Genomic DNA, 19,887 nt, shown 5'->3' with positions numbered 1-19,887 from the left:
TTTAGTTTAACAACGAATTGTGATTAAACTGTGATAAAAGTTAAAACAAAATTTGTCTAAAAAAATGTTAGCTTTCTAAAAAAATAAATTCTTAGAAAGCTATATAAAGCCAATTATTCAACGGTTACAGATTTGGCTAGGTTTCTAGGCTTATCCACATCACAACCCTTTCCCACAGACACATAATACCCAAACAATTGTAAAGGTATAATAGCCAGAGAATTAGTGAAATATTTATTTGTCTGAGGAATATATATGACATAATCAGCAGCTCGTTCTACGTCTGTATTTCCCTCATTGGTAATTGCCAAAACAAATGCTCCTCTTGTTCTTACCTCAACCATATTACTAATCATTTTTTGATAAAGCTCTTCCTGAGTCAATACAGCCGTTACCAATGTTCCATCCTCTATCAATGAAATAGTACCATGCTTTAATTCTCCTGCTGCATAGGCCTCAGAATGGATATAAGATATTTCTTTTAATTTAAGTGAACCTTCCAAAGAAATGGCATAATCAATTCCTCTTCCAATAAAGAAAATATCCTTTGCCGCAATATATCGGTTAGCAAATTTTTGAATTTTTTCTTTATTATTAACAAGCAGCTCAATCTGATCTGGCAAACGCTTTAAGTCTCTAATCATTTCCTCTAATTCTATATCTGAAATCTTACCTCTCACATAAGCAAATTGGATTGCAAGCAAATACTGTGCGATTAATTGTGTACTATATGCCTTTGTCGTAGCAACTGCTATTTCTGGGCCTGCCCATGTGTACATTACGTTATCCGCTTCTCTGGCTATGGAACTGCCAACCACGTTTACAATTCCAAGCACCTTTACACCGCGTTTTTTGGCTTCCCTCAGTGCAGCCAAAGAGTCCGCCGTTTCACCAGACTGGCTCACAATAATAACCAGTGTATCCTTCTCAAGTATAGGGTTTCTGTAACGAAACTCGGAGGCTAAATCAACTTCTACCGGAATTCTTGCGATTCCCTCAAATATATATTTAGCTGTTACTCCTGTATGATATGCGGAACCGCATGCAATAATACAAATTTTTTTGATTGCAATAATTTCCTCGTCCGTCATATTAAGTTCCTCGATGTAAACTTTCCCATCCTTTAAGCGTGGATTTAAGGTATCAGCCACTGCCTTTGGCTGCTCATTGATTTCCTTTAGCATAAAATGCTCATAACCGCCCTTTTCTGCTGCCTCAATATCCCATTCAATCGTTGTGTACTCTTTTTTTATTTCCTCTTCATCTGTATTGTAAAACTTAAGTTCATTTTCCCTTATTCTTACTATTTCTTCATTTTCAATGAAGTATACATTTCGTGTATATTTTAATATTGCAGGTACATCGGATGCAATAAAATTACCTTCGTTGCTTGTGCCGACAATTAATGGACTTTCTTTTCTGACTGCATAGATTTCACCCGGATACTCCTTGAACATAATTCCTAGCGCATAAGAACCGTCTACCCGATGCATAACCTTGGTAATTGCCTCAAATGGATTGCCTTTATAATAATAGTCTAATAATTGTACCAGTACTTCTGTATCGGTATCCGATTGAAATTCATACCCTTTGTCTATCAGCTTCTTTTTTAATTTTAAATAATTTTCAATGATTCCGTTATGAACAACAACAATGGAGCTGTCCTTGTTCATATGGGGATGTGCATTTGTATCAGATGGTTCTCCATGTGTTGCCCATCTTGTATGTCCAATTCCTGCACAACCTGGTAATGTTGCTCCTCCATGTGTTAACTCATTTAATACTTTCAATCTACCCATAGATTTTTTCATCTGGATCTGCTTACCATCAAAGACAGCAATTCCAGACGAGTCATAACCTCTATACTCTAATTTTTCCAGCCCATCCAATAAAATAGGTGCTGCCTGCTTTTCACCAATATAGCCAACGATTCCACACATAATTTTTACCTCTTTCTTATTTCCAATATTCTTTATTCATAGTCAATCTTTTAACCATCCAAAAAGGAAGTCTATAATATTGATATCCGAGCTTATAGCCTATATATTTAAAGCCACTTTTAATAATTAATAGAAATACTAACCATGGTTTTTTAATTTTCACACAATGCTTTGCCGTTTGCAGCACTAATTGAATCCCTTCATTTTCTGATTTTATTCCCTCAAAGACATCTGGATTATCCCTTTGTGAAACTGCTAAATCAAAATTTCTCCTTAACTGCTGTAGATTTGTATAATTGTGTGAATGAATAACCCTTGCATTTGCGCAATATGCTATTTTCTTTCCTGATTTAATAATTTTTGACGCAAATATCATATCTTCATTAAAAATTGTATGCCTGATAAATCCTCCTAGGCTTTCATATAATTCTTTATTATAAGCTGCGCACACATTGGAGCAAAAGAAAGTTTTAATTCCTAACCGCTCCATATCTACCAGTGATTTCACGCTATCTTGTTCTGGATAATTGAAAGTTCTGGTAAATTTCTCGATATCATTACAGTTATCCTCTGGCAGCTGCCTGGCATAAGCAGCTCCTACTCCATCTAATTCAAGTCCAATCATCAGTTCTTCTATCAGATATTCATTTTCTGGTATTGCATCCTGTGTCATAAAAACAATCCGATCAGCATGTGATTTTCTTGCTGCCTTATCTCTTGTTTCACCGTGATCAAACTCCTCTTGATTAATATGTTCTACACTTATGTTACTATATTTATGAATACTTTCTGAGTGAAAAAAACTCTCACCCGTATTCATGATATAGATATGATTTACGGGAAAGCTTTGACGCTCCAGCCTGTCAATTAACTGTTCAAATTTGTCATCCGGTTTATATGTTGGAATGATAACATCAACTGTTTTATTTTGCATAAAAACTCCTATAATATTTAATTACTGCTTATCTTGTATTTTACCCTATAAATCCATAAAAGTAAACGCTGCGATCCTTACTTTGAATGGATAACAGCGCTTACTTCTTTCTTTTACGATACCAGTTCTATATCACTATTTTATTGTGATACTCCTGTATCTTCAATTATTTTTTTACTAATAGCCTGTACAGTGGCAGTAGGAGTATAATTCTCTTCCCCAAATAAGAAAGCATGTAATTCAGAAACATTTGACTCAAGTGTAACTGGAATAACAACATCTCCAATACTCTTTTTCCAATTTTTCGTTGTTTTTTCAAATGGGAAGCCCGATTGATCTGCAAGGTTATAATTTGCCGCATTAGTTGCTAATGCCAATATTTCCGTTGCTGTAAAATTAGTAGAAATATTTGGCAATACCTTATCTATAATACTGTTTAAGGAAGTCAAACTAGCCTTTTTTGCCTTTTCTGCAATTTTTTCAATAACAAGCCGTTGTCTTTCCGTTCTCTTATAATCTCCTCCATCGGTGTAACGAATTCTTGCATAAGAGGTAGCTTGTACCCCATCTAATAACTGTAAACCTGCTTTTGTAAGCTTCGTGGTCTTAACACCTGTTACTTCTGATGTCTCAACCGTATAATTATTCAAATGGTCTATTTCATCTTCCTGCACATCAATTTCAATACCTCCAAGTAAATCGACTACTGTCGTAACTGCATTAAAATCAACCGCTACATATTTTGTAATATTCAAGTCCAGATTCATGTTGAGCATCTTGATTGCCTGTTCCGGACCACCGTTAAAATATGCCTGATTCGCTTTTCTGTAGGTATCATCAGATAAGTTTAAATAGGTATCTCGATATACTGAGCATAGTTTAATATCACCTGATTTGTTGTTAATACTTGCAATTATAATGGTATCACTATGTGTTCCCTTTGCAAATGTCCCACTGCTTCTTGAATCAACACCAAATAAAGCAACATTGGTATAGCCCTCTGTAATTGCATCAATATTTGAGATTCCCTCGTTAGCAGTAAGATTGTCTTCATTAATCTGAACTGTCTTATCAAGCTTGTCAAATTTGCCCATCACAAATATTACCCCTATTAATATGATAAGTACAATTGCCTCCACTGCAAAAAGAATTTTTCTTCTCTTTTTCTTAGCTGCCGCTGCTTTGCTTATTTTTTTCTTTCCAGATGTTTTTGCCGTTGTTTTCGCAGAAGCCTTTCTGGTATTTTTTTCCATTTTTTCCCATGCCTTTCTTAATATGCGTTTTTATTTATGAACCCCTTAAATATCGTTAAAAATAATATTTTAAAATCAAAACCAAGAGTCCAATTTTCTATATAATAAAGATCATACTCAATTCTCTTTCGAATGGAAGTATTTCCTCTATACCCATTAATTTGCGCCCAACCGGTAATCCCAGGTCTAACTTGATGTTTTACCATATATCTGGGTATTTCTTCTCGGAATTTCTCAACAAAAAACGGCCGTTCAGGTCTTGGACCTACCAAACTCATATTACCAAAAAGAACATTAAAAAACTGTGGAAACTCATCTATGCTTGTCTTTCTGATAAATTTACCAATTTTAGTCACTCTCGGATCATTTGGTACTGTAAACTTCGTTTTTTCTTCATTAGGCGATTGAACTTCCATGGAGCGAAATTTATACATATTAAATGATTTGTTATGAAGCCCCACTCTTTCCTGACTATAAATTAAAGGCCCCTTTGAAGTAGTTTTTACTAAAATAGCAGCAATTAACATAATTGGTGAAGTCAATATAATTAAAAATAAAGAACCTATCATATCTATTATTCTCTTGATAATCATATTAAATGTATTGGTAAGCGGAACATGTCTGATGTTAATGATTGGTAAACCTAACAAATCCTCTGTATATGGCTTGTTTGGAATAACCTGATTATAGTCAGGAATAAACTTCGTATGAACACCAGATTTCTCACATTGATTTACAATTCTTTCAAGCTTAGCATATTCAGCAAGTCTCAAAGTAATTGCAATTTCATCCAGCTTATTCTCAGGCAGAATTATAGCTAGATTTTCTATGCTCCCGATCACCTTTATCTCTTTGTACTGTGTTCCTCTTTCCACATTATCATCCAGAATTCCACAAATAACATATCCCCATTGAGGATTTGCTTTTACTCTGTCAATATATTCCTCGGTAGCACGACTATAGCCCACTAATAATACATGTCGTAAATTAAAGCCTTTGGTTCTGATATTGCGAAGAAAATACCGAACTGCATTTCGAAATATTGTTTCGGCACAAATATTCGTAATACAGAAAATAAAAATCAATGCTCGTGAAAAATTTTCTTCTCTAATATAATATAGCATTACCATAAATCCGGCAAGACCAACAAAATTTGCCTTTACTATATTATAAAACTCAGTTTTTCTTCTTTGTGCCCGCTTTGATGTATATAAATTAAAAACAAAGTATAAAATAATATAACTTGGTACTACAAATATCATTGCTGAAAAATATATATCTGATGCTGATTTATTATATTTAAAGATCAGCTCTATCTTCGGCCAAATCCCTATTAGCTTTGGTACAATTATAAATCGAAAATACCATGAAAATGCATAGGATATTGCGATAATAAACGCATCTAGTAATACATGCAATCTGTTAAAATATCTCTGATTGTCTTTTATCAACCATTCTCACCCATTTCGCCCATTTATTAAACTAAGTTAATTACCCATAAAATCTATAATACAATATCTGTTATATATACGCAATATATATTTCTTAACAATTATTTAATCTTTTCTTAATAAAAGAACCTCCTTATTATATTTGTCCACAATTCAAACTGAATTGATACATAATTGCCAAGGTTTCTTATATGAAATTTCTCTTTTTTCAATTTCACAGACAACCGCACTCCTTGTACAAGTCCTGCTATATAGATTCTTCCAAAACCTTTTCTAATAAAAAATATTGTCTTGATTAAAAATCCAACTAAAAGGAATGGTATATTTAAGATAATTTGAATCAAAGGCATATTTTTATAGATAATATAAACACTGTTTTTGGAGGTCAGTCCCACCTTAAATTCATTATATCTTGAACCACTAGAACCGCTGCCTGCATGAAAAACAATTGCATTTGCTGCATATTTATTTTGGTATCCATGAATTTTGGCCCGATAACCGATATCTATATCTTCCAAATACGCAAAATGAGCCTCATCGAAATACCCAATTTCATCAAATATATCTTTTCTGTATATTGCTGCGCCTGCACATGCAGCAAATATCCTTGTATCCTCGCTGTATTTTACAGCTTCTTCCCCTTTCCCTCTGGCAAAGGCCCAGCCTAATGCGCAATAATAATCCCCTGCATCATCGATTAACTGTTTATCATATAACTGAAGCATTTTCGCCGAACAGGAAAAGATTTGTCTGGATGGTTCGATCGCTTTAACTAATTCTTCTACAAAACTTTCCTTTACCACAGTATCGTTATTTAATAAAATAACATATTGGGTTCCTGCTTTTTTAATTCCATCATTTACTGCCTTACAAAAACCATAATTTTTATCAAGAAATATCATTGTAACATAACTAAATTCCTGTAAAATTAACTCCTTGCTTCCATCTGTTGAACCATTATCTACTACAATAATCTCAAAATTTTGATAACTCTGCTTCTCTAATGATTTCAGACAATTGGCAATAAACTTTATTCCGTTATAATTTGGTATTACTATCGATACTACACTATTTTCAGTACTCATCTAGCTTTCCCTCAACTCAAATTCAGCATATGGAGCATATACTATCTTATAGCCTGCATTTCTTGTTTTCAAACAAAAATCGATTCCTACAAAGCTCTTATCCAATGCACGGTTAAATCCTCCATGATCAAAATAGATACTTTTTTTCATCATCATGCATAGGCCTGACACAGCATCCGTTTCCTGCTGTATGATTGCCTTGCAAAAATACCCTTGATTCCATCTTGCAAGCTTGTTAAACATTTGTGTTACTGTCACAACCTCACCATTTGCAAAACCTTCTTTGGTAACGGCATTTTTTCCTGCCCACAAAATCTTTTTTGTCTCATTTGTTTCATTTATGAGAACTCCAGCTTTATAAATTTCATTTCCTTTATAAATTTTTCCTCCTACTATCCCCACTTCCCGACGTGCGCAGATTGAAAGCAACTCTTCCAGCCAATCTTTTTTCAGTGGAAACAAATATGCATTAAAGAATAAAATGTATTCTCCTCTTGCGCGAAACAACTGTGCTTCCTTAATTACTTCATAATTCATGTAGCTGGTATGGGCTGCTATATTTTTAACTGCCCGTGTATAATTATCCGGTTGATTCATATCTCGAATTACTATGGATATTAATGGGGTCTGCGGTATCATATATTTCACTCTATAATAGCCTAGATTGACTGTATGGGTTACCAATGCCTCAATATGCAGTCTGTTTAAATGTGCTTCAATTGCCCTTTTTCCAGCATCATAGGCATACATCTTACTGGCCGGATTATCTGCCACTGAATTCGAATGCACTCTCCAATGATAAAGAATCTTTGGTATATGACGAATCACCTTTGATTGTTCAACTGAGCGAAATATAAAATCATAATCCTGAGAACCGTCATATTCTGAACGAAAGCCTTCTATTCGATCTACAATTTCCTTTTTGACTACAAAAAAATGGCAGATATAGTTATTGCTTCTTAATAGATCCAAATCAAAAGCAGGCTTAAAATGCGGTTCAAAAAATTTATTACCGTCCTTTGTAATTTTATCCTCATCGGTATAAATTGCATCTGCCTTTTCTTTATTTATCATTTTAACTACTTCAAATACTGCATTGGGAGCCAGAAAGTCATCATGATCTAATAATCCGACAAAATGCCCTCTAGCAAGCTTAAGTGCTTCGTTGGTATTGCCTGATATACCCTGATTATCTTCAAGCTTAATGTATTTAATTCTGCCGTCTACCTGCTTATACTGATCTACAATTTCTTCGATTAAGGAATCCTCTATGCCGCTTCCATCTGCAAGACATAGTTCAACATACTTATAGGTCTGGCTTAGCACCGATTCAATCATAGCGCGTAAAAAGGACTCAGGAGTCTTATATAACGGCACTACAATGCTGACTACAGGATTATAGGAAAACTGAAACTTTCTTTGCTTCTCCAGTTGTTTATCATCTGGTTCTGTTTCCTGTCTATAGCTCTCATAGTCAATACTTTCTCTTTGAAGCTGTCCTACCAGCTTTGCACCAAATTGCTTTACACCATTTTGGGATAGGTAGTTTACACCTTTTTTTATATTTTCCGGTGTAAGTTTTTTACTTAGCATATCAAAAACGCTTTTATTTCCTTCTGACTTTTTATCCATATTAATTGTCCTTTTTTGGTGGTACAACCTTATATTCTGCACTGTCTAATGAGAAGTTTACATTGTAGTATGGATCACCTGATTCCAGCAACGTGCTCCATCTTTGCCTGAATTTAGCTACTTCTTCATTATAACGTTTTGCCTTTTCATCCTTATCGTCCAAACCTCTGGATTTAGATTCATAGTGATATAGCTCAGCAAATGGGGTAAATACATTAAGAAATCCCATCTCACGAAGTCTTAAACAAAAATCTACATCATTTAAAGCTACCGCAAAGTTCTCATCCAATCCGTTTAGCTGGTCAAATAAACGTTTTTTCACCATCAGGCAGGCTCCCGTTACTGCTGACACATCCTGCGCATAATATAATTTTCCCATATAGCCTAAATTGGTCTTAGGCAATCTGTAGTGGGTATGTCCTGCGCTTCGATGAGCGCCCAGACCGATTACTATTCCGGCATGCTGTATCGTGTCATCCTCATAATATAGCTTGGCTCCTACTGCTCCTACATCTTCTCTTTGTGCATACATCAATAATTCTTCAATCCAGTTACCAGTAATAATCTCAGTATCGTTATTTAACAAAATAATATATTCACCTTTTGCATAAGATGCGCCAAGGTTATTAATAGCAGAATAATTAAACTCTCCTTCATATTTTACCACACGAATATTTCGTACTTTATCCAATGTATCATAATATTCAAAAATCTTTTCATCTGTACTGTTATTTTCTACAATTATAATTTCATAATTATCATAGGTTGATTTGTAGTTAATGGATTCAATACAATTTGATAAGTCCCTGAGATGGTCTTTATTTGCAATTATTATTGAAACAATCGGCTTTGCCTTTAAATGATAATTAATCTTAAATATCGTTGGAAACGCTTTTGTACTTTGGGCATCACCGTCGATACCACACTGGGTCAAATGATCCTCTACTGCTCTTTTTGCGGCATCAATTGCATATACCTTAGCATTAATATCCGAAGCAACCGAATTCTTATGGGAACGCCAGTAGTATAATATTTTAGGAATGTGGCATACATTTTTTGCCGCTGAGGTAAGTCTCAGAATCATATCATGATCTTGGCTGCCATCAAATTCGCTTCGAAATAACCCTGTTTTCTCTAACAGCTTTGCATCGAATGTAGAAAAATGACAAATATAATTATTTGCTCTTAATGTATCGATCGCAAAATCTGATTTAAAATGCATCGTACTCATATTATCGATTGAATTACCATGGAAAGTCGCTTCATCTGTATAAACATAGTCTGCTCCTTTTTCGCATATTACTTTCATATTTTCATATAAAGCGCTGGGATGCAAAATATCATCATGGTCAAACAATGCCATGTAATCACCATGTGCCATTTCAAAACAAACATTGGTATTTCCCGAAATGCCTAAATTCTTTTCTATTTTCTTATAAAGAATCCTTTTATCCTTATTGTTATATTCTTTACATATATCACCTACGTAATTATGTTTGTCATCACTGCCATCTGCCAAACATAGTTCCCAATTTTGATAGGTTTGATTTACAACAGAATCAATCATCTCATGCAGATATTTCTTTGGTGTATTGTATAGTGGCACCAGAATACTGAACTTAATCTCTCGGCAAAATTTTGTTTCTCTTTGTTTTCTTGCCTCTTCCTCGGTGGGAAAGCTTTTTGTTCCAAATAGTTCATAAGCCTGTCTTTGTGACATCTTTTGCTTCATTTTCCTTAGAACACCCTTTAAGCTGCCACAGCGTCTAATTCTGTCTCTGGTTCGAATCAAAAAATGTACAACTACTCTTGCGGGTTTTGACAGCTTCCAAACAAAGGTACTCTTAATGCCTTTTAGCTTACTCTCTAAAAATTCAATTTTTTCATTCGCTTTTTCTAATTTTACGTTAAGCTCATAGTTTTGATTTTTTTCTTTATAATATAAGTTTTTATAATAATCTGCCTCTGTTTTGGCTTTGCTTTCATTCGTCTTATTGAATTCTTCCATAATTGCCAGACCTTTCATTCTGATTCGTTTTTTTTAACATTCTATCAACTATAATGACACCTATCATTCCTACCCCAAACGCTCCGATCAAATAGATGGAGTAATAGTACATAAACAGCATGGACGGAGCCGTTAGAAATATTAATGGTATTTTAGCACAAATCGTTCCACAAAGAAAGAAATATCCCCATTTCTTCTTGATTAGCAATACAACGCAGATTCCAATCAAAAAAATTGCCTGCGGTATGAAGCTGTATATGATATTGTGTAATGTTTCATTATCTGTAAATTCTAAGAGTTTAACCATATTACTTCGAAAGGGAACTGCTTTATAATGATAAGTCTCTCGAAAGTCCACGTAATAATACTGCGTATCCTCTTCAAATAAGGTTTCTGTTTCATTTAACAAACCTGTTGAGCCAATAAATGTTTTCAATCGCTCTATTAAAAATACACTAGGATATTTCATAATTAATTGGTAATAAGCACTTTTCATATCAGAAAAATCTTCGCTTGTATAGTTTCTTCTTAGCTCTGTATGATTCCAATAGATAGAAATACCGGATTCTCCCGCCTTGTAACCATTGATTAACAGACTCGTATCCAATACCTTATCAATCGTTTCCAATATATCTTGATCCCCATTTTCATAAGCTTCATTAACCAATGGGGTAATAGGAAGTACAATACTTGTTAACTCATAATCATTTTTAGAATCCATTTTATTGCCAAGAATCTGTACACTTGTAAACAACCCAGCAATTACAACAACCGCAATCATAAATTCTATTTTTAATTTTCTACTTGTTTCACGATAAAACAAGATGAAAAAGGTTAGCGGTGCCAAAATAATATAATAAATTGCCTCTGTCCTCCAGCATATAATGATGCCTGCCAAAACAGCCAAAAGCCATATATTTTTCTTCTTTATCTCTCTTTTTTCATACTTAATAAAAAACAGCTCAAACGCATAGAGCAACTCCAAAAATGCGTATAACGACATTCGAATCGGATAAAAATTAGAATCAATTACCGGAAATAATAGAAATGGCACATATAATACATAAACAAGCCCTCTATGCTCAATCACATGACTGCATTTATATATGATATAGCCAACTATGAGAGAGATTACCACTACTTGTACAAATACAACTCCTGCTGGATTAGGTACCAGCATCAAAGCAAAAATATAAAATACCGAGGTTAAGTATCCCTGCCAAAAGTGAGGTAGAATATTGATTGCATTTTTTAATATTCCAAATTCATCCATCCTCCATAGGCCGGGAAATAGTAAAATAAAAAATACAAGCATGATTGCTAAATAAATGAATGTATATTTCATATATTGATTCAATCTCACATTACCACTTCGAAGTTCCAAAAATGCAACCATAATTAACTGCCACATCACAAGTAACAAAGCCAAAAAAACAAGCTTTGCTCCCCATGCAAGCATGGCTTTAGCCAAACTTACCCTATTCGTTGTATCAAGCAGCCGATAAGTAAATACCAGACGATCACTTGCAAAACTGATTCCCCAATGTATCAAGGCAATTACAAGTGCCAGCTTATTCAGTTTTAATCGATTCCCTAAGATTATCATTTTTTATCCTTTATATGTTTCAATAAATATATTTAATTCTTCCGGCGTTCCAAGTACATGTACTTTATCAAAATCAACCAGTGAAATCCTGACATCTCCACCTTTTGATATGAGATAATTATATAAAGGAGCAACATACTTCTCCCCATTTTCCAGATTTTCATTGGAAGAATAATACTCTTGATACAGCTCTTCATATAGCTTACAACTCTTGAAATAGTAAGCTCCCAAGGTACAATTATCTGAAATTCTATCCTTTTCCCTTACTTCCATTGCCTTGCCGCCCTCATCAAGTTTCACAAAGCTCCAATGCGTTCCCGATGCATGAAAACATGGAATAAAGCCATCGCCCTCCACTTGCTCTGACCGCATTTGTCCTGCTTCCACATAAGTATCTATGTTGTATATCAAAAGCTCAGATTCTTTTGTCCAGTACTGTTTTGCAAGCATAGCAGTTGTAGCCTGTCCATCGGTTAAATAATCAAGCTCAATAATGCTTATATTTAAAAGATTCATATCCTTGCATTTCCTCTGTATAAAATCCTTTGACTCAGATTCTTTTCTTACAATAAAAATGTAATGATTATCCTGTGTATGAAAACCGTTCAGGCTCTCCATTGACCATTCAAACAAAGTTTTTCCATGTGCCTCGATCATGTACTTTGGCACTTGATAACCCGCCTTTATAAATCTTGATCCTAAACCTGCCATTGTAATTACTATAGTCATACCTACTCTCCTTTACCTCATGCTTATAATTAGAAAGTAACTTCTCCATCATGAGACAGCAGTGAAACTGTTTCAATCTTTTCTATGTTCGATATATCATTTGCAAGCATTGATTCTTTTTTTGTTCTTACCTCTATTACCATATCTAAATGATTGTTTGAAATATTTCTTGATTTTATTTTAAATACCTTGGAATATTGTTTCACTGTTTTGATAATTGCTTCTTCCTTAGACTTATCGGAACAATTAACTACTAAAATCATGGGAGCCTTTGCTACCGGAATCAAATCAAGTCCAAGCAAACCAATTGTTACCAGTATTGACATAAACAATGCAATTTCATACATGCCTGCTCCGCATATAATTCCAATACTAATGGACCAAAATAGGAAAATCAAATCTAATGGGTCTTTTATTGCAGTTCGAAATCTCACAATAGATAATGCTCCAACCATACCAAGTGAAATGACAAGATTCGATTGCATTGCAAGAATAATTCCTGATGTAATGATTGATATAATAGTTATGGCAATATTAAAGGTCTTTGAATAAAAAGTCTTTCTGGTAACCAGACGGTACATAGCAAAAATATAAAGAGCCAATATGCATGTTACAAGCATAGTTGCAGCAATTTTAGATGTACTGATATCGGTACCTGTAAATCCTTCTATAAACGATTTCTTAAATATATCGTTAAAACTCATAATTTAATACCTCCTTTTCTTATCTAATCTATTTGTAAATTCTGCATAAATAGAATTTTGAAAATGCTGTTTGTCTTAGAGTGGAAATCTCTATATTCTTTATAATATAATCAGGCAAAAATTCATCATATTTCACTTCCAATATATGTTGTCCTGCAGGCATAATGGGTCTTTTTCTGATGCTTGGATTCAAAAAATCCATTACATAAGGAGATGAAGAAATATTTCGATCCATTGTTACACGTACATTCCCATCTTGACATACATATGGTGTTCTATCATAATCCACAATAATAATTGGCTTCATCCGTCTGGTCTGCATTAAGTAGTTAAGCTTTTGCAAAATTGGAGGATATTGACTATTCGCAGAAAAAGGTGTTCCTTTCATAAGCTGCTGACACTGTTCTATTGTAATCGGGCATGACTGCTTTAATGTTTTTCCTCTTTCTTTTCTCTTTAGCTCCAGAGTAATTCTACTCGTTGCAGCATTATAAATTCGGATTCTAAATTTTTCACGAGGATCAGTACCTGCCTCGTTTTCCTGAAAGCAAGTATTATAGTAATCTTCAAAATAAAGACTACGAATATTGTAAATTCCTTTTTCGCCTGCATTTTTATCAGGCTTCATCAGACGTTGCAATCTGCCTGCTATCACAGCTAGCTCCATTTCATTGCATATATATTTAAATTCATGCCTATATTTCACTGCCACTTTCTACTCCTCTCCTAATGTAGCAAAATAAGTATCCAAATACTCCATTTTATCAAGTGCATACTGCTTTAAACTACTATAGTCATACGTATGGGCTGCGTCTGGCCATCTCACTTCATCTCGCTTCATTGCTCCGGAGTTTACTACGGTATTCTCTAACGCTTCAATCTGCTTGGTCAGCGAATCATCAGTTAAAATTGAGCTTCTAAGTGTATTCCATTTATCTTTCACAAGTGAAACCGAATTGTCGACATTCAAATCAATCACCCTTTGACCGGTTTCCCAGTTTACTTCCTCTGTTAAGATTTCTGGTTCAAAAGCAGTATATAAAGGCGGATACTCTTCACCTTTGCTTACATTTCCCCAGGTCAAGTCTAAATCCCATGGGACAAAAAACAGGCGAATGCCACTGCTTGTCATTTTGGCTACATAATACATATTCTTAGCACGATGATCCATTCCTGATATAATCTGAAGATACAGCCAGGCATTGGTTACGCTGTTTATATCAATTGTCTGATCAATTTCCTTTATATATTTTTCATCTGAAAGACTGTTTACGCGAATAAAGTTTATCAGTGGCTGCCAGGATTGCAAAGAGATTTGTCCATAATTGCTAAGTCCCTTTAATTCAAATCCACATCTTGTAATGATATCGGAATCCTCTATAAATTCATCTAAGGATAAAACGTACGGATTTTTTCTCTTGTAAATATATTCCTGCCCGCTTGCATCACTTGCCGTTTTCACTCCCAGCTTTTTTGCATCGACTGGCTCCATTAATCCATAAATTCCGTAATATTCTCCATTTACCACAAGCTCGACATACTCTAGCTTAGTCCCATAATCACAGCTAAAGGAATTATCATTTGCACCAAATTGACTCCATATATCAATCGACAGTTTATCTCTTATCTTTGATTCATCATTATACATTGCATATAAAATCCAATCATTGTCCTTTCTCATATTAAGAAGAGACATTTTATTACTGACTGTGTTTCCTGTATTATCAAATTTGGTAAGCTCCAGTTTATATGCTTTTTTGGGAAACTCACGGCTAGTATTCCCTCTTACTCTAATATTTGCCATTGATGTCTTTACCCAATTCGACTTTGTCTTCGCAGAATAAAGACTCATGTCAATTTGAGCACTGTCATCCAAATTACCTTCATTAATTGTGATATTCATTATTGGCAAACCTGTAAAGATCAGATTATAATAACGGTATTCTTCGTTAGTAAATGCAATAAAGGTAAAACTTTGATTATTTGCAATTGCATTAAGCTTGTCAACAGTTTTAAAGTCTTCTGTAAATAATATAGTAACGCTTTCATCTCCTGAGGTAAACTCACCAAATTCCCAGCTTTCATCGTCCATGGATAATGGCAGATAAAAGGTAGAGGATTCTGTATCATAGGGCAGTGATTCACCATTAAATATTAGATTTTGCAGGATATTCTCTGTGGTAAGATTAGCATTTGTCTCAATCTTGTGTATGACCTTTGGTGTTCCTATTTTACAGTTAATATATTGATTTTGATCTATCTTTACTATATAAAAAACGCAGATAAATGCTAATAGTAACACATTTACAATCAAAACTACTCTCTTCATTGCAACAGCTCCTGCTTTCCTGCTTATTTGGTAACTGATAATTGAGCGTTAAAGCATTCCTTAATTATGTCTTCATTCACATCATCTGTCATGCCATAGATACAGCACATATATTCAGTCGCATCATCAAGCATTACATAGGCACAATATTCGGTATACTTTTCCGTTTCATTATATGTATAGGATAAAGATAAATAATTTACCGTATACCCATTTACTTCCATTGTCGTAACTTCTGTGGAGGAAACATCTGTATATTGCACATCATCTGATGTCTTGAAAATTTCTTTCTCAAATTCATAATATGACTGCATTTCATCCGCAGTACTGTTTTCGATTGTATACTCCAATCTTATTGACTGATCTGCATTATAATATTCTATGCCGTAAGCACTTTCATAATCCTCACCTATTACATAGCCACTTGGCGGTATAACTTCAATGCTATATTTATCATAGGTGTCTTTTATGATTGGGTTTCCATTATCAGCGAATACGCCTTCTGAAGCCTCAATTTCTTCGTCATCTTCTCCCTCATCATAAACAATCTGGCTGTCAGCATTATCTTGATATGCTTCATAAGCTGTCTTGCCGCCAAACAAGATTGCTTCCAATAAGACAAGTGATAGTGCTCCAACCGTCATTCCAATCAAAAACTCTTTCTTATTTTTAATCTTATTAATTTTCATGTCCATACTCCTCCTTGGATTTTTTGCAGATCTCATTCAATTCATCCTCTGAATACTTTAAAAATTCATCCGGTCTGATTGAACGGTCATCTACATAAAAACCTCTATGACCAGGCCACGGCTTTCCATATATAATTTCATCATATGGTATGCTCCATTTATCCAGCCATTCTAACATAATCTTTGCAGTATTTGCATTAATCATACCTATATTACCGTTATAGCTGTTCATATTTCTAGAAGTGAAGAGCACAATTTTGGCTCCACCTGCTTTATATTCTCTTATCTTATCTACCATATCCTTGTATGGAACCAATTCAATATATTCCTGCTCTTTTTGTTTAATCGGACAAATGGTTCCATCGATATCAAAGACAAACGTTAATCCTGTATACATTTTTCTACCTCTTCCAAAATATTAATTGCATTCAATAAAAATCCAAATACCTTTTGTGGATTATCCATATGAAGCGGAAGCATAGATAAAAACAAAGAGGCTTCATATACTCTTACCATATTATAATCAAATCCATATCTTTCCAGATAATCCCTAAAAAGCTCCATATATTCAGCATTATTAAATTCCAATGATAGGTTCAGTTTCATATCTGCTTCTATTTTAATATCATACAAACCGCTGTTAAAGAAATCATACCGTCCGCAAATGGAATGAGACAGCTTTGCGATATCATAATATGGATTGGTCCATAATTCCTCTTCTTTTGTTGCTCCTTTCGGATCAATCAACTTAAGCATAGAAGTTTCTTTATTATATAAAATATTGGAAAAACATAAATCACCATGTCCAACCACAAGTTCCGGTTTTATTTTTCTGTTTTTCTTCACTGTTGCATATAAAGCTTCATATTTATCAATGATTTCATCTATACTTTGAAATCTTGTGCCTGAGCTGATAAAACGGTTGAACTTAATATAATAAGAGCTTTTCTTAAGTTCCTCCATTCTTTCCTTTACTTTTGTAATATAAAGGTTTTTCTCAACTGTCTCATATTCTTCTAGCGTTACTTCTTTCGTATTTCGATTTGTTACAAATCGAAACAGTCTTTTTAATATATCATTAAATTCTTCTAAATTAATTGCGTTGTGTATCCAGCGGATTGCGATATCTGTCATATGATAGCGCTCCATTGTATACGAGGCATAAGTATCTTCCTCAACATATTGAAATGGCATCACAAACCACATCTTCATATTATCAGGCAATAGATAAAAGAATTCATATTCACTCTTAATTTTCTTCTTGTTTGAGGAGCGTTTTGTTACTGTATATTCATCTCCTTCTAATGCATTAAAAAATCTGGCATCAAACCCGCCTGTAATAAACTGCATAAAATTATTCAGTTCTGCCAAATCTACCAATGCATCTGAATGAATAACATCATAATTTTTCAATTTATCAAAAGAAATCTGTCCCTCCAAATTATGATGCTCCTTAATATATTTCATATATTCCTCTACGCTTGCAAATAAAACAAGCATTATTTTATCCTGTTGCATTACCATCATATTTGTATTTATAAATTGCGCTTTTTCTAATAACAAATTAAATCCTTCCATATCCTTTATTCCATAATTGGAAAACAAATGCATTACAGCACAATTAGCCGGCACATCTTTTAATGCTCCAGCTAAATCCTCAACGCTATTCCCTTTTTCATAATCAAGGAAATCAAATATGAAATTATTCGACATTAATGCATCTCTCATTCTGACCTTTAATGTTTTACGCTTAAAAATTGTACTACCAAAGCTTTTAGGCCCCGTAATGTTCTTTACTAGCTTATCTGCTACAACGGTATCATCATAAACAACCATTACTCTTTTTAACATTTATAAGCTCTCCTTCTATGAAAATAAGAAATTCCGTACACGCTCACTGTTATTATTGCAAGAATAATACAGCTCACAGTTGTGTAAACATTAAGTAACTGGGTTTCTCCCAATCCAAAAATGGAATTGATATATTTTACAAATCCACTGATTCCTAATACTTTTTGAAGAATCGCCTGCATACACATTAATACAAAAAACTCTGCTCCCCAACCAATACAGGAAAATATAAATATCAGTGAGCTTCTGCCTTTCAGCAGTCTTCTTATGTAATCATACCAAGTCTTTCCACTTTCCAATATATATAAACATTTTATTGCTTCCTTAGAATTTGTACTTGTAATCAAATATTGATTTAAATAATAATACGTAGGTAAAAAAATTCGATATAAAAATACAATAGCTGCTACAAACAGAGTTAGAATAAAGGTAACCGGTGATAATGTTTTATCTACAAGTAAATCGTAAGGTATTAATAAAACAAGCAAAGCACTGATATCAAATAATCGATCGATCACTACACTCAAAATTCCAATTTTACCATCCTTTGTTTCTCTTGCAAAACAATAAATTCGAAATATTTCGCCAAGTTTAAAGGGTAGTGCAAAGTTTACGAAAGTTATTTTCATATAAATCTTGATAAATCGTAAAAAATTAATTTTTTGCTCCATTAATATGAGATAAAATCTCATCATTTTCGCAATATGAACCAATAAAAATCCGATTGCAAATCCCGGAATGAAATAAAAAAGCTTTACTCCTATATTAAGTTGTATAACCGAAAAGGTATCTGTTCTATACGTTGCAAATGCCACGGATAATAAGATAACTACGATATTAATTCTTAAGTATACCGCTTTTTTATTCATTGATGTTTGCTATCCCACTTTCTGCAATTACTTTAGCACTATATTTTTCTATCTTCTTCTCTCTCATATCGGATAGTATAAACCTGCTTTTATTGATATAATAGCTTCCCAGCATCTTTAATACGGTAACTGCCTGATTCATCATTTTCACATTAGATACCTGATCGTCCTCTCTCCATGAAATAGGGAAAAAAGCTATGTGATGTCTATAGTAATTCGAAGCCATAATCATGCAATAATTAAACATCAAATTATCCGGAAATTTCTCGTAAAATTTGCTTCTCAGCATATTTACGTTGTACATGTTAAGCCCTGAACCAAGGTCGAAAATTCTCTTCTTTACAACAACCGAAAACAAGATATTATAGACCAAATTACCAAAGGTGCGAAAGCCTGAGTACCCCTTTAATTTAGAACCATTCATAAAACGTGCGCCTAGACAGCAATCGTATTTACGATATGCTTTTCTCTTAAGTACTGCATAAAGATCGTGAATATCACCCTGGTCATCGCCGTGAAGAACAATGACATAATCATAGCCATGCTCCATAGCATATTGAAATGCCACCTTATGAGAGCCTCCAAGACCATAATTGTCATCATTTCGAAGTAATACAATTGGAACATTTTGATTGTTCTCAATAAATTCTGATACCACTTTCTCCGTACTATCAGTACTTCTATTATTCACCATAATAACTTTATCAATATATTTTAAAATGCTTTCATCCAATTGTCCAAGAACTCTGGTTATTTGCTTTTCACAATTATATCCCGGTATAAACAGTAAAATCTTTTCTTTCATAA

The 19,887-nt window shown here is 33.9% G+C and carries 17 protein-coding genes; all 17 read right to left on the bottom strand.

What is annotated here, in order from left to right; all coding sequences use genetic code 11:
• Nucleotides 1-113 precede the first annotated feature (113 nt).
• Nucleotides 114-1,940: a glutamine--fructose-6-phosphate transaminase (isomerizing) gene (glmS, locus tag C8E03_RS16320; RefSeq protein ID WP_094380299.1), complete on the bottom strand. Its 1,827-nt coding sequence runs from the start codon at nt 1,938-1,940 to the stop codon at nt 114-116.
• Nucleotides 1,941-1,956: 16 nt separating this feature from the next.
• A complete protein-coding gene (locus C8E03_RS16315) occupies nt 1,957-2,874 on the bottom strand; it encodes a glycosyltransferase family 2 protein (protein WP_094380297.1) in 918 nt (305 codons plus the stop codon).
• A 140-nt stretch (nt 2,875-3,014) separates the two neighbouring features.
• Nucleotides 3,015-4,127, bottom strand: coding sequence for an LCP family protein (locus C8E03_RS16310; RefSeq protein ID WP_094380295.1), 1,113 nt, complete (start codon nt 4,125-4,127; stop codon nt 3,015-3,017).
• Nucleotides 4,128-4,144: 17 nt separating this feature from the next.
• Nucleotides 4,145-5,578 (bottom strand): undecaprenyl-phosphate glucose phosphotransferase, encoded by a 1,434-nt coding sequence (locus tag C8E03_RS16305; RefSeq protein WP_110291596.1) that lies wholly within the window; start codon nt 5,576-5,578, stop codon nt 4,145-4,147.
• 116 nt (nt 5,579-5,694) lie between these two features.
• Nucleotides 5,695-6,663, bottom strand: coding sequence for a glycosyltransferase family 2 protein (locus C8E03_RS16300; RefSeq protein ID WP_110291595.1), 969 nt, complete (start codon nt 6,661-6,663; stop codon nt 5,695-5,697).
• Complete coding sequence (locus C8E03_RS16295; RefSeq protein WP_110291594.1) at nt 6,664-8,295, bottom strand: glycosyltransferase; 1,632 nt, start codon at nt 8,293-8,295, stop codon at nt 6,664-6,666.
• A gap of 1 nt (nt 8,296) precedes the next feature.
• Nucleotides 8,297-10,303, bottom strand: coding sequence for a glycosyltransferase family 2 protein (locus tag C8E03_RS16290; RefSeq protein ID WP_094380288.1), 2,007 nt, complete (start codon nt 10,301-10,303; stop codon nt 8,297-8,299).
• Nucleotides 10,287-11,909, bottom strand: a complete 1,623-nt coding sequence (locus tag C8E03_RS16285) for a hypothetical protein (RefSeq protein WP_110291593.1) — start codon at nt 11,907-11,909, stop codon at nt 10,287-10,289. The genes C8E03_RS16290 and C8E03_RS16285 overlap by 17 nt, the downstream gene beginning before the upstream one ends.
• Before the next feature lie 3 nt (nt 11,910-11,912).
• Nucleotides 11,913-12,638: a glycosyltransferase family 2 protein gene (locus C8E03_RS16280; RefSeq protein WP_110291592.1), complete on the bottom strand. Its 726-nt coding sequence runs from the start codon at nt 12,636-12,638 to the stop codon at nt 11,913-11,915.
• 29 nt (nt 12,639-12,667) lie between these two features.
• The gene (locus tag C8E03_RS16275) at nt 12,668-13,342 is read right to left on the bottom strand and encodes a DUF4956 domain-containing protein (RefSeq protein WP_110291591.1); all 675 of its coding nucleotides are present in this window, start codon (nt 13,340-13,342) and stop codon (nt 12,668-12,670) included.
• Between the two features lie 28 nt (nt 13,343-13,370).
• Nucleotides 13,371-14,054, bottom strand: coding sequence for a polyphosphate polymerase domain-containing protein (locus C8E03_RS16270; protein ID WP_110291590.1), 684 nt, complete (start codon nt 14,052-14,054; stop codon nt 13,371-13,373).
• Between the two features lie 3 nt (nt 14,055-14,057).
• The gene (locus C8E03_RS16265) at nt 14,058-15,671 is read right to left on the bottom strand and encodes a CotH kinase family protein (RefSeq protein ID WP_110291589.1); all 1,614 of its coding nucleotides are present in this window, start codon (nt 15,669-15,671) and stop codon (nt 14,058-14,060) included.
• A gap of 23 nt (nt 15,672-15,694) precedes the next feature.
• Nucleotides 15,695-16,360, bottom strand: coding sequence for a hypothetical protein (locus C8E03_RS16260; protein ID WP_094380275.1), 666 nt, complete (start codon nt 16,358-16,360; stop codon nt 15,695-15,697).
• Nucleotides 16,350-16,757: an HAD family hydrolase gene (locus C8E03_RS16255; protein ID WP_094380273.1), complete on the bottom strand. Its 408-nt coding sequence runs from the start codon at nt 16,755-16,757 to the stop codon at nt 16,350-16,352. Before C8E03_RS16255 ends, C8E03_RS16260 begins: the two co-directional genes overlap by 11 nt.
• Nucleotides 16,742-18,211, bottom strand: a complete 1,470-nt coding sequence (locus C8E03_RS16250; protein ID WP_110291588.1) for an aminoglycoside phosphotransferase family protein — start codon at nt 18,209-18,211, stop codon at nt 16,742-16,744. Before C8E03_RS16250 ends, C8E03_RS16255 begins: the two co-directional genes overlap by 16 nt.
• Nucleotides 18,205-19,080 (bottom strand): lysylphosphatidylglycerol synthase transmembrane domain-containing protein, encoded by an 876-nt coding sequence (locus tag C8E03_RS16245; RefSeq protein ID WP_094380269.1) that lies wholly within the window; start codon nt 19,078-19,080, stop codon nt 18,205-18,207. The genes C8E03_RS16250 and C8E03_RS16245 overlap by 7 nt, the downstream gene beginning before the upstream one ends.
• The gene (locus C8E03_RS16240; RefSeq protein ID WP_094380266.1) at nt 19,073-19,885 is read right to left on the bottom strand and encodes a glycosyltransferase family 2 protein; all 813 of its coding nucleotides are present in this window, start codon (nt 19,883-19,885) and stop codon (nt 19,073-19,075) included. Before C8E03_RS16240 ends, C8E03_RS16245 begins: the two co-directional genes overlap by 8 nt.
• Between the last annotated feature and the right edge of the window lie 2 nt (nt 19,886-19,887).

Source organism: Lachnotalea glycerini (assembly GCF_003201285.1).
In the GTDB taxonomy this organism is placed as follows: Bacteria; Bacillota; Clostridia; order Lachnospirales; family Lachnospiraceae; genus Lachnotalea; species Lachnotalea glycerini.
Note: the sequence above shows the minus strand (reverse complement) of the source record. Positions and strands in the feature narration are given on the sequence as shown.